This is a genomic window from Rhodococcus sp. NPDC060086 (assembly GCF_042730275.1).
GTDB lineage: Bacteria > Actinomycetota > Actinomycetes > Mycobacteriales > Mycobacteriaceae > Rhodococcus.
Genome location: NZ_JBHWWZ010000048.1, coordinates 25,060 through 37,227, shown reverse-complemented (window position 1 = coordinate 37,227; position 12,168 = coordinate 25,060). Strand labels below are relative to the sequence as shown.

General features: G+C 62.7%; 11 protein-coding genes. 6 read left to right on the top strand and 5 right to left on the bottom strand.

Annotated elements, in window-relative coordinates:
• The first annotated feature begins 184 nt into the window (after nt 1-184).
• The 3 genes from ACFWB0_RS20945 to ACFWB0_RS20935 all read left to right on the top strand — a co-directional run bounded on the left by ACFWB0_RS20945 (nt 185) and on the right by ACFWB0_RS20935 (nt 3,905).
• On the top strand, nt 185-1,372 hold the full coding sequence (locus ACFWB0_RS20945; RefSeq protein ID WP_378492353.1) for a TerC family protein: 1,188 nt from the start codon (nt 185-187) through the stop codon (nt 1,370-1,372).
• A gap of 37 nt (nt 1,373-1,409) precedes the next feature.
• Nucleotides 1,410-1,979, top strand: coding sequence for a dihydrofolate reductase family protein (locus ACFWB0_RS20940; protein ID WP_378492354.1), 570 nt, complete (start codon nt 1,410-1,412; stop codon nt 1,977-1,979).
• 261 nt (nt 1,980-2,240) lie between these two features.
• On the top strand, nt 2,241-3,905 hold the full coding sequence (locus ACFWB0_RS20935) for a hypothetical protein (RefSeq protein ID WP_378492352.1): 1,665 nt from the start codon (nt 2,241-2,243) through the stop codon (nt 3,903-3,905).
• Nucleotides 3,906-4,062: 157 nt separating this feature from the next.
• On the opposite strand, the gene ACFWB0_RS20930 is transcribed toward ACFWB0_RS20935, so the two are convergent.
• The 3 genes from ACFWB0_RS20930 to ACFWB0_RS20920 are packed head-to-tail and all read right to left on the bottom strand — an operon-like array spanning nt 4,063 to nt 7,719.
• Nucleotides 4,063-5,139, bottom strand: coding sequence for an ABC transporter ATP-binding protein (locus tag ACFWB0_RS20930; protein WP_378492351.1), 1,077 nt, complete (start codon nt 5,137-5,139; stop codon nt 4,063-4,065).
• Entirely contained in the window at nt 5,136-6,689 is a 1,554-nt protein-coding gene (locus tag ACFWB0_RS20925; protein ID WP_378492350.1) for an ABC transporter permease, read from the bottom strand. Before ACFWB0_RS20925 ends, ACFWB0_RS20930 begins: the two co-directional genes overlap by 4 nt.
• Before the next feature lies 1 nt (nt 6,690).
• Complete coding sequence (locus ACFWB0_RS20920; protein ID WP_378492349.1) at nt 6,691-7,719, bottom strand: iron ABC transporter substrate-binding protein; 1,029 nt, start codon at nt 7,717-7,719, stop codon at nt 6,691-6,693.
• Nucleotides 7,720-7,874: 155 nt separating this feature from the next.
• Between ACFWB0_RS20920 and ACFWB0_RS20915 the strand changes: the two genes are divergently transcribed.
• Both ACFWB0_RS20915 and ACFWB0_RS20910 read left to right on the top strand, forming a co-directional pair.
• Nucleotides 7,875-8,291 carry an SDR family NAD(P)-dependent oxidoreductase gene (locus tag ACFWB0_RS20915; protein WP_378492348.1) on the top strand — a complete coding sequence of 139 codons (417 nt, stop codon included), beginning with the start codon at nt 7,875-7,877 and terminating at the stop codon, nt 8,289-8,291.
• Nucleotides 8,292-8,494: 203 nt separating this feature from the next.
• Nucleotides 8,495-8,962 carry a DUF4383 domain-containing protein gene (locus tag ACFWB0_RS20910; RefSeq protein WP_378492347.1) on the top strand — a complete coding sequence of 156 codons (468 nt, stop codon included), beginning with the start codon at nt 8,495-8,497 and terminating at the stop codon, nt 8,960-8,962.
• Between the two features lie 104 nt (nt 8,963-9,066).
• Here ACFWB0_RS20910 and ACFWB0_RS20905 read toward each other — a convergent pair whose 3' ends face one another.
• Nucleotides 9,067-9,396: a hypothetical protein gene (locus ACFWB0_RS20905; protein WP_378492346.1), complete on the bottom strand. Its 330-nt coding sequence runs from the start codon at nt 9,394-9,396 to the stop codon at nt 9,067-9,069.
• A 391-nt stretch (nt 9,397-9,787) separates the two neighbouring features.
• Nucleotides 9,788-10,876, bottom strand: a complete 1,089-nt coding sequence (locus ACFWB0_RS20900; RefSeq protein WP_378492345.1) for a PrsW family glutamic-type intramembrane protease — start codon at nt 10,874-10,876, stop codon at nt 9,788-9,790.
• Between the two features lie 674 nt (nt 10,877-11,550).
• Between ACFWB0_RS20900 and ACFWB0_RS20895 the strand changes: the two genes are divergently transcribed.
• On the top strand, nt 11,551-12,168 hold the full coding sequence (locus ACFWB0_RS20895) for a TerD family protein (RefSeq protein WP_378492344.1): 618 nt from the start codon (nt 11,551-11,553) through the stop codon (nt 12,166-12,168).

The following is a 12,168-nucleotide window of genomic DNA, read 5'->3' as shown; positions in this document are numbered from 1 at the left end:
AACCAGTAGACTTCGTCACCGGAAAGGTGCTCCTCGAACTCGCGCGAACATGACCCTCAGCAAGTCATATTCTTGCAGTTCAGAGCACCTTTCTTCGTGATCGACACAGGCCCACCGCCAATTCGGCGTGAAAGCGCGAGGCTAGACTGACGAATCACCTGTCCACTCAGACCGGAGGCGGATAATGCACGTAACTCCCCTGGCATGGGGGTTGACGATTGCAGTGATCGTCGGCCTGCTCGCCTTCGACTACTTCGCGCACGTCCGCAAGGCCCACACGCCCACGCTGAAGGAATCGGCGATCTGGTCTTCCATCTACGTCGGGCTGGCCCTCGTTTTCGGCGTCGTGGTATTCGTCTTCGGTGGTACTGCGATGGGTGCGGAGTATTTCGCGGGTTACGTGACGGAGAAGGCGTTGTCGGTGGACAACCTCTTCGTGTTCCTGATCATCATGTCCAGCTTCCGGGTGCCGCGGGACGACCAGCAGAAGGTGCTTCTTTTCGGCATCGTGTTCTCACTCTTCGCCCGAACAGGATTCATCTTTCTCGGTGCGACACTGATTAATTCATTCGCCTGGGTCTTCTACATATTCGGCCTGATCCTTCTCCTCACCGCCGGAAACATGCTGCGGCCCGAAACTGAAGAGTCGCATACGGCTGAGAACTTCATCATCCGCATCGCCAAGAGATTCCTGCACACCAGCGAGCACTACGACGGCGACAAACTGTTCACCATCGAAAACGGCAAGCGGGCCCTGACGCCGATGCTGCTCGTGATGATCGCCATCGGCGGTACCGATCTGCTGTTTGCACTCGACTCCATCCCCGCGATCTTCGGACTGACCCAGAACGTGTTCATCGTGTTCACGGCAACCGCCTTCTCACTGATGGGCCTTCGTCAGCTGTACTTCCTCCTCGACGGATTGCTCGACCGCCTCATCTACCTGTCGTTCGGACTCGCGGCGATCCTCGCGTTCATCGGCGTGAAACTCATCCTGCACGCGCTCCACGAGAACAATCTGCCGTTCATCAACAACGGCGAACCTGTGCACGTGGTGGAGATCGAGACGGGAACCTCGCTGGCCGTCATCCTTGGCATATTGATCGTCACCGTCATCGCCTCGCTGACCAGTGAGCGAGGTAAGGCGCAGTCCGCGATCGCCGGTGCGAGGCGTCACGCCACCAACTACGCCGACCTCGATTACACATCGAGCAAGGAAGAGCGCGAACGCATCTACGCCAAGTTGATCGACAAGGAGAAGCAGGTGAAGGCGCTCGCACCGAAATACCGGCAGGAGGCGCGGGAGGAGGAAGGGCTGCTGGACCTCATCCGACGCGCCCACGCCGAGCACGACGCATTCTTGAACCAGTGAACGCGGGGCCCGCGTCAAGAGAGCAGGGAGAGCGATGATGAGACCACTTCGATACTCGATCAACGTCACCCTCGACGGCTGCTGCCATCACGAGGCAGGGCTCCCCCCGGACGAGGAGTCGATGTGCTACTGGACCGCCGAGATGGAGCGAGCCGATGCCCTCCTATTCGGCCGGGTGACCTACGAGATGATGGAGTCGGCGTGGCGGAAGCCGGCCACCGGCACATGGCCCGACTGGATGGATGAGTGGGAGATCCCGTTCGCCGAAACCATCGACCGAGCGAAGAAGTACGTCGTGTCGAGCACGTTGAGAAGCGCTGATTGGAATGCCGAGCTGGTGCGAGGTGACTTGGGGCCGGCGGTTCAGCAGCTCAAGCAGGAGTCGGGCGAGGGCCTGTGGGTGGGTGGCGTGACGCTCCCCCTGGCGTTGGCAGATCTGGGACTGATCGACGAGTACGAGTTCCTTGTGCAGCCGGTCCTTGCCGGACACGGGCCGACGTTGCTCGCCGGTCTACGCGAGCGCATCCAGCTCGAGCTCGTGGACCGCCATGAGTTCCGGTCGGGGGCGGTCGCCCAGCGATACCGGCCCACGCGAATTACGGCGTGACGCGATTCGTCTTCTCTGATACGCGGAGTGTGCATTGTTGCTCCCTTGACTCTCGGTCCTGTGCCGTCCCCTGTGGAAACGGCTGGACCCGGACCATCATGGAAGCCACATCCGCAGAGGTGAATTCGAACAAAGCGGTCCGGCCCTGCTCGACCGACGATGATCTCGGTGGGGCAGGCGCACAACGCACTCACCTGCGTCACAACCCTCGGATGGGATTCCGAGATTCCGAATCGAGGAAAGGTGCCGTTACAATCCGGCATGCCTTACTCCGCCCCGCCCTCGGATCCCAACATTCGTCTCGAAGTCAACGCATACGCACCCACCGCACTTCAGGACGTCGGCATCGCGTACTGGCGGCTGGAAGGCCTCGATCCGGAAACCGGCGGGCCGATCTGGGAGCAGAGCCTCAGTGCGCTTCCCTACAAGATGTGGTCGGGCGGAGCGCACTATGCAGCGGCCGCTGCCGTAGCCGCGACGCTGCTCGGATACTGGTGCGCATCGTGCAGGGGAGAATTGGTCTTGACCTCCCGGCAAGCACTCGTCGATGCCCTTGTCGGGAAGGCAGTCGAGTGCCGAAGATGCAACACGCGGGTCGACGATCAGGCAGCGGGGATTCTCAATCCACGCGCGCTCACCGGGCACTCCCACCGGGCGCTGGAGGCGCGGGGGAAGGCGACTGTAGAGCAAGCGCGGCGCGAGGTGATCGCAGAGCTCCACTCGGTGGCATTCGAAGATCCGGAACCGCTCCTCGCCGACGCTTCGCTCCAGGCAAAGCTCGGGGCCCTGGCCGTGATCCACGCAGTGGGAAACACAGATGGGTTGATCTATCCCATCGAGATCAACGATCGGACGATCGCTCCGAACGCATCGCTCAGCAAAGACCTCTTCATCGCTGCCTGGCAGGGAGGGCTGCTCCAAGTTCATCCGACCTCACCGACCAACGCGTTCTCCTGGGACGGCGAAACCGTTCTCGGTGAAGGCTTCTACACCAACCGCGCCCGATTCTTCGCTCCCGGCGACGGGCCCGTCGAAGAACGACCCGAGCGCCTCGTCGACCTCCTCCTCGACAGGCTCGATCCGACTCACATGCGCGCGACCGAACGCACCGAACTGACCGAGCTCGCGCGGCACCTCATCGCGGAGGAAGCAGGTCGGTATTTCATACACATGCTGGGCGAGCACAACCTTCCGGATCTGACCGAGACTCAGGAAGAGGCGCTGCGGACTGCAACGGCTCGCGGTGCAGAACTGTTCTCGATCGGGCATCTGGACCGGATGGTCTGGGGTTCCATACGCGATACCGCCGGAGTCCATAAACGCAATGCCGGAATGCCGAAGGCGAACGCAATCACCTACGGGTTGAAGCAGTTCGAACGCTGGATCGAAGGCGCATCCGAAAAGCCGAGCGTGTTGTCCGATCCGTTCAGCGAAGACGAACGAAAGCTTCCCCTGTCGTCGGCCACCAGCATCGTGTTCCGCACAATCCTCGGTCTCGACCCGATGAGCGCGGGCCCCGGCGAGCTCGCCGAAGCGTTGGTCGGGGCCTCGGACGCCGAGCTGCGCCACGAGTGCGACGCGAGCATCCCCGATCACGACGAATTGATGGAGTGGCTCCGGACATCGACCGGCTACTGGAATGACGGCAAGTTCCGGAAGGTCCTCGGCCTCCTCGAAGGCTGGACTCCTCAGATCTGCGCCCCGGGCTGCGCGCACGAACGTATCGGGCACGTCGCCCAGGAATGTGGTCGAGTGTACGACCGCATCGTCTCGAGCGTCGGAGACAACGATGCAGCCATCCTCACCGCTGAAGCGACGGTCATTGCCAACGCTCTCGACGATGGGGTTCGCGCCGGCGACGGTCTGCTCACCTCTCTCGTGCAGACCCTGCAGGACTACGACGCCCGGCAAACGGGTGCATTCTGACAGAGACCGCACGGCCGTGTTCCGGGTGGTCGGTGCCGAAGACACAACCGACCGGACGGTGCTCACGCGCAACACCATACTTGGTGTGCCCTCTCGGGACGATCAGGGAGACCGAATCATATTGTCATTCAACCACTTCGACCCATGATGGGCTTCCTCACGAGAGACTTCGCGCCGTGAGGGTCTCGCTACCGAAGTACGCGAGCGGTTGCGTCACCTCCACTCGAACGATGGACCCGATCTCGAAACGTGCCCCACCGCGCACAGACGCCCGCACACTGATCTCCGATTCGAGATGATTCACTGTCACCAGCGACTCGGCACCGGAGAACTGGACTTCACCCACCTGGAATTGTCCGTCCGGTTCGGGCGTCAACGCCACTTGCTCCGGCCTAACCAGCACCTCTCCGCGGCCGTGGCCCTCCCCGAACACCGCTACAGTTCCGAACACGGTCTCTGCGTGCGCCCCGGTACGAACCGCGGCAACGAACTGGGCTTCGCCGACGAACACCGCGACCTCTCGTGTGGCGGGTGCGCGGTACACCTGTTCAGGCTCTCCGATCTGGGCGCACCGCCCAGCCAGGAGAACCGCGACCCTGTCGGCGGAGCTCATCGCCTCCGCCTGATCATGAGTGACCAGGACCGAGGCGACCTTCTGTTCACGTAGCAGCGCCCGCACCTCGGTGCGGATGCTTGCTCGCAATCCGGCATCGAGTGCGGCGAACGGCTCGTCCATGAGCAGCACCGTCGGCTTCGGGGCGAGGGCACGTGCAAGCGCGACACGTTGCTGCTGTCCGCCGGACAGCTCCCGCGGTCGCGCGTCGATCGCGTGTGCGAGCCCCACCAGCTCGAGCAACTCCTCCACTCTCGCACGCCGCGCCTTACGGTCTCCGAGCATCGACCGCAGCGATGGACGCACCAGGCCGAAACCGACGTTCCGTCCGACGCTCAAGTGTGGGAACAGTCCACCTTCCTGTGGCATCAGCCCGATCATCCGATGCTCGGGTGGAAGGTGCACGCGGGGTGGTTGATCGATCAGCCGCTCTCCCAGCATGATCGATCCGGTGTCGATCCGGTGCAGCCCTGCGATCGAACGCAGGAGTGTGGTCTTGCCACATCCGGACGGGCCGAGTACCGCGAGCATCTCGCCCCGGTCGACGTGGAACGAGATGTCGTCGAGGACTCGTGTGCTGCCGTACCCCGCACCGACCCCGGACACCGACAACGAATTCATACCTGACCTTTCACTACGGTCTGCCCGTCGACCGAGTTTCCTCGGAGCACTCTGCCGAGCACGAACGTCGGGAGCGCGGATACCAGGATCAGAGCGAGCGCATACGGTGCTGCCTCGCCGTATTTGAACACCTGGGCAGTGGACCACAGTTCGGTCGCCAACGTGTCCACGCCTCTCGGCCGAAGCATCAGGGTAGCCGGCAGTTCCTTTGCCACGGTGAGGAATACCAGCGCCGCACCTGCAGTGATGGCGGGCAGGGCGATGGGGATCGTCACTCGAAGGTCGGTCCGTACCCGACCGGACCCGAGGACACGTGAGACGTCTTCGAGCACCAGCTGAGAAGAATCGATCGCCGACCGGATACTCCCCACCGCGAGAGGCAGGAACAACACGACATATGCCACGATCAGCAGGGTGGTTGTCTGATAGATCGAGGGCAGGAATCGTATCCCCAGAAAGACGACGGCAAGCCCGACGGTGATGCCCGGAAGTCCGTGTGCGACATATGTCGAGATCTCGGCCATCCGGGCCGCGGGCGACGACGATCGTGCCGCGAACAACGCGACCGGGAAGGCCAGCACGGTCACGACGACGGCAGCCGTCGCGGACAGTTCGACTGTCTCGACCGTGGTGGCGAGTACGTCCGACCAGTCGATGGTGAACCGAACCGAACGTGCGAGCCAGCGGACCAGCCCCCCGAGCGGCACCAGCACCGAAATCGTCAGGACGCCGAGTGCACACACCAATGCCGGAAACTTCCACCGTTTCAGCTGAACCAACTCGGCACGACGCGGTGATCCCGTTCCGACCCGGGCGGTCGCGCCGCGTCGCACCCACCGTTCGAGCAGGGTGCACACCAGTGCCAGGACCACGAGGACCAGCCCCAGGATCGCGGCGGCAGTGCGATCGAACCCACCTCGGTACGCGTTGTAGATTCCGAGGGTGAACGCCTCGTATCTCATCAGTGCCACTGCCCCGAAATCGCTGAGCGTGTAGAGCGCGGCGAGCAACGCCCCTGCCGCAGCCACCGGAGCGACACGCCGCAACTCCACGGTCAGCACCGTCCACATCTCGCTACGTCCCAGCGTGCGTGCCACCTCGGACATCCCCGGGTCGGCTCTCGCCAGAGCTGCAGATACCGGGAGCATCACCAATGGGAAGGACGACGCGGTGAGCACCAGTGCAGCACCGGGAAAACCTGCCAGAAAAGGAAATTGGGATATCCACGTGTAACCCGCCACGTACGAGGGAATGGCGAGTGGGATCGTGAGGCAGACTGCGAAGAACCGGCGCATCGGTAGATCGGTGCGCGTCGTCAACCACGCAAGGCCCACCCCGAGCACTACACAGGCAACGGCCACGACGACCGTGAGCGCGATGCTGCGCCACATCAAGTCGAAGGTTCGCTGCCGGAAAAGCAACCCCCACGCCTTCTCTGTGCCGCCGTCGAATGCCCGGATCACCAGATAGCACAGCGGCGTCAGAGCGAGGAGAGCGACAGCCGACGCGGCCGCCCCCAGTACGGGGCGGCCACGAGGAAATCCGATCAAGCTAGATCATCCCCACCTCGGTGAGCAAAGCCTGGGTCTCTTCCAGTGAGGAGAGCTGGCCCAGGTCCATATCCGACGCCCCCAACTCGTCCAGTGGCGGCAGGTCGTACTCCGAGACCACCCCGGCGATCACCGGGTACTCTGCCGTCTCGTTCGCAAAGTAGGTCTGGGCGTCCACGGAGAGCATCGCCCGCAGGAAGTCCTCGGCCGCAGTCGTGTTGTCGGATGTCGCGACAATACCGGCGCCCGCGACGTTCACCAGGGCACCCGGATCGCCCGGCTCGAAGTAGTGCAATTGAATCGGCGCATCGGCGCCGTGCTCATCGACGAACGGATACCAGTAGTAGTGGTTGGTCAGGCCTGCAGCGACCTGACCGTCGTTGACCGCCACCATCAGCGGGCCGTTACCCTCGAACGCAACCGGGTCGTTGGCCAGGAATGCCTCCAGCCACTGACGCGCAGCGTCCTCGCCTCGTTGCACGCGCAGCGCAGTAACGAAGGCCTGGAACGATGCGTTGGTCGGCGCGTAGCCGATCTGTCCGCTCCAGCGCGGGTCGAGCAGGCCGTCGATCCCGTCCGGGAGCTCTTCTGCCGTAGCCAGGTCCGAGTTGTAGGCCAGCACGCGGGCCCGCGCGGACGTGGCCACCCAGGTGCCGTCGGCGCCGCGATACTGCTCGGGAACGAGGGCCAGGATGTCGTCGGGAAGCGGTGCCAGTGTCCCGGCCCCGTCGAGCGCACCCAATGCACCAGCATCCTGGCCGATGAACACATCTGCCGGAGATGCGGAGCCTTCCTCGAGGATCTTCGCGGCCTGAGCGTTGGTGTTACCGGAGTAGTCGACCTCGATGGCAGCGTCGACATTTTCGCCGATCTGCTTGATCAACGGATCGATGAGGTCCTCGTCGCGTCCCGAGTAGAGAACGAGCGTCGAGGCCGATTCGGTGTCGGTGGCGGGTTCATCAGTGCTGTCGGAGGAGCTGCACGCGACCAACCCCACGGCCAGCGCGGCGCTGCAGGACAGCACGCTCATTCTGCGGATAAGTGACATCTGCACCCCAGTTGTTGTGGATGAGCCGAAAACGGATATTCGGCACAAATGTAACGCAAGTTGCCTAGCCTTACCTGACGTGACGCAAAGTACCCCGGCGCTGAAGTCACCGGCAAGCACCGCAAACCGGGTTCACCATGTGTGGCAGGGAACGCGGGCACGGACAGGTGATGACCACCTCGTCTGTCGCAGCCACTATGCCCGGGCCGCGCTATACGACGTACGCGGCAAGCAAAGCGTTCATCCAGTCGTTCACCGAGGCAATTCCCGTCGAACTGGCCGATACCGGTGTCACCGTCACCGCGTTGATACCGGAACCGACCGACACCGGCTTCTTCGACCGCGCAGACATGAACGAAGCGAAGGTGATCAGCACCGACCTCGACGATCCTGAACAGGTGGCCGAGCAAGCCGTCGAAGCGATGTTCGAGAGCAAGGACCACGTCGTAACCGGGAAGGCGATGAACCGCGTGCAAGCAGCAGTCGGCAAGCTGCTGCCGGACGCCATCGCAGCGAAGCTCCACGGCACGCAGACCAAGCCCGACGGGAAGTAGCGCGAGCGAAAGCGTCGACGTATATCGGGCTCCGTGCAGTGACGCACATGTGCTGTTTTCCATGAGATCACGTGGGTACGCGTAGAGAACCCGCAATACGGACATACGCGGTAGTTCGCTACCGGTGTATGACGTGCAACCAGAAAGCGAGAGCATTACTGATCCCCGTCTCGCTACTTCCGATCGCTGAGTGAGGAACCGCTATGACTGCACGAACTGCACTGCCCCGCACCCCGGTACAAACTGCGGCCCTGGTGGTCGGCGTAGTCTTTCTGCTCGTCGGTGTGCTCGGCTTCATTCCGGGCGTAACCACGAACTACGACACGTTCACCTGGGCGGGTCACCATTCGGACGCGAAATTGCTCGGCTTGTTCCAGGTCTCCGCACTGCACAACGTCGTGCATTTGCTGTTCGGTGTGGCCGGTCTCGTGATGGCCCGCGCGGCGGCGGCTGCGAAATGGTTCCTGATCGGTGGCGGTGTCATCTACCTGGTTCTGTGGATCTACGGGTTGGTGATCGACATGGACAGCGCCGCCAACTTCGTCCCCGTCAACACAGCGGACAATTGGCTGCACTTCGGTCTCGGAATCGGCATGATCGGGCTCGGACTCCTCGCTACCAAGATCGGTCCGGCGGTGACCACCGACGCGACCAGCCCACATACCCGCTGACGCGCTCTCTTCTCAACCACCTTCGGATTCGGTCGGCTTGCTGTCGTACGACGGACGTCTGGAACGACTTCTCGATCAGTTCGGAACGTGCACTGCCACCTTCGCTACGGTGCCCCGCTGGAGAAAAGACTCACGGGTACATAGACAGAATCGTATGCCGGCACGCTGCGTGACTCGCTCGAGGCAACGCCCACCACAACAAGTCCGATGGCGAGCAGCACTGCAGCCACTCCGGCGATGAACCAGAGATCCACACCACCGCCCGCCACGAACACCATCCTCTTGGACCTGTCGCGCGATACCACGGGTTCACCCTTCGGCGATACTTCGCTGGCGAAGGAATACACATCATTCCGGTTGCGCCCGGGCTCGACGTGGACGCGCGGAATCGGGCTGGTATCAGTCGTACTGGATACCATCGGGTAGTTGGACATTGGGACCTCTGTTCGTAGCGCAATCGTCAACCAAGAATCGAGGTGTCTGATTCGATCGTTACATCCCACATTTCCAATGCCGACGGCACACCCATCGTCTGGCCCGGAACCGCCCCACCGATCTTGGAATTCGCTCCACTCCACTACTTTTCGATCCGCTCAGCTCTGTCATCCGAACGAATGACACAGAGTGCGACCTGAAGTAGGCCACATCCGCAGGTCCGGCCACGGTCGCCAGTTTCGCTGACCACCTGATCGCCGATGAAGACCGGATCGACCGCCTGCTCCCCAAATATCCGTAGTTCCACCTCGGTTTCGTCTACCTCGACAGCGCGTACGGCGTCCTCTACGAATACCCGACCGGGGACTGGAAGGGCCACAAGGTTGCTGCTTACGATTCGGACCGGTCGGCCGGCATGACCTGGTCGCGAACACCCCACTGCGTAATCCGCGGTCGCCATTGCGGCGGACTGTCCACAGCCGCACTCGGAGGAGCCAGCTCGCGGGCAACATGGCGCAGCACGCAGAACACGAGAACCAGCCAGACCAAAGAAAACAGGTTCCCGACGATACCCATCCCGGCGACGTCGGCGCCGTCGGCCGCGGTGCCACCGCTGCCCCGTCCGAGATCACCGGGCATGTCGTGTGCGGAATGGAGAACCATGGCCACGACCCACCCGACGAGCCCCGCCACGGTGACCAGTCGACGTGACCGGTAGGCAGCGAGCCAGATCAACGATGCCGCAATGGCAGTCATCACCGGATGGGCCGCTTCTGCGAGAGGACGAAGGATCGCCATCAGCAGGTGAGCGTCGTGGCCGTCGCGCGCGATGTATTCGATACCTTCGCCGACGCCGAACGTGGCCCCACTGATCAGGACGGTCAACAACCCGGCCCGCGGATTACGGAACCTGGAGGCAACGAAGATCCACATCAGTAGAGGGACCAGCAGTTTGGCAGTCTCCTCCACTGGTCCCGCCAGAGTCAGTTCCCCCAGCAGACCCACGTCGAGACGGTGCTTCAGGAGCGGAACTTCGATCAAGTAGGCGATTCCGTATGCCGCTGCACCGGAAACGAGGCCGGCCACGATCACCGTGCGAATGTCGGTGAGCTGCGAGAACCTCAGGTGAGGTTCGAAGATCAGCAGAAAACCGTACACCGATATGGCCAGTCCGATCGCGACGATCATCAGCCACCACCAGTGGGTGTCGGGCACTTCGGTTCCGAGTACGGCTCCGAGCGCTGTGACGACCCAGCCCAGCATGAACAGTGAGAACCACCGGTGGGTCAGGAATCCGAACCGGTGACGTTTCGTCGCGGGCAGCGCCTCGATGTCCGGGGCCTGGCGTACCTGCCCTGTCCATGCTTGTCCGTCCCATCGGGCGGCTCGGCCCGCCGGCCCGAACGCATACCACCCTGCACTGTCACTCGGGCGGTCCCTTCTTCTCGGTGCCCGGTCCGAACTTGTTGTCTCTACCATCGACCCTCCCGTGTCTGCTGGGTCGAGCCGACCACACCGCGTCTGTGTCGATTCTCGAATCGAGCCCTGTTCACCCTGGGAACTCACCCTCAGTAGAGCGAAAGCACGTGAAAGTCAGACAAAGCACGCTATTCGGGTTCGATGCATGTCGAACATGGCACGCGCCTTCTGTGGTCCATCCAGCTCGGTACTGAGCCGTTGCACCCCTCGATTCTGGCCGCACGAACCACCGGCCTGAACGGTATCGAGGTTGAACCCATCACTGAAAGTTTCCTCCCACCGCCAGGGTTTCCGTTGGTTCTGAACCTGCGGGAACCCAAGGAAGTGGAGGAAACTTTCGGACGGCCACACAAACACGCAACCCTCAGAGTCATTCAACGAATGACAAATTCCAGGTAACGGACCGACCATTGTTCACGATGACGAGGTCATGGTGCTCCACTCCCGAACGCCCGATCAGAGGCGACGACGCAACGTCGCCATTTGGGCATTACTCGCCGTCGCTGCCTTCATTGCCGTCTTGATATATTCGGCAATCGCGGCGCGCGAGGCGGGGACGGCACCGCCGCAGGTACCGATCAAGCCGACGGTTCCTGGACTATTGCCGCCTCACCACCCGCTTCCGTACCCCGAGGAAACTGAAGGCGCAGGCAAGCAAGCTGGAGGAGTGACGGATGCAGTTGAGCAAGGGCCAGAACTGCGGCGTCACGACCGCGCCCATGCAGGTGACCTGCATGTGGGAAGCGGCACCAGGGCTGGACGCTGACCTCTCCGCACTGCTCCTGACTGGCGGCAAGGTTCGCGACGACTCCGACTTCGTGTTCTACAACCAGGCCGCTTCCCCAGACGGTGCCGTCCAGCACCTCGGCAAGCGAAACGTGGGAACCTACGTAGAAGACCGGATCGGTGCTGACCTGGCACGGGTTCGAGCAGACGTGGAGGTGCTCGCCTTCTCCCTGAGCCTCGACAGCTCCGGAGGCACCCTGGCCGACCTCGGTGCTGTGAACCTCACTGTGCTTGCAGATGACGGCTCACAGATGGCGAATTTCACCATCGCAGATATGACCACAGAAACAGCCGCCATCACCGTCGAGTTCTACCGCCGGGACGCTGGGTGGAAGGTTCGCGCGGTCGGGCAGGGCTACCACGACGGCCTTGCCGGGCTTGCCAGAGACTTCGGCGTCAGCGTCGACGAACCAGAACCCTCGGCACCGGCGTTCGACCCGACGACGCCGCAGGCACCCCGAATCGACTGGTCGAACCCGCCCGTCCCGGCCGGATACGAACTGTAG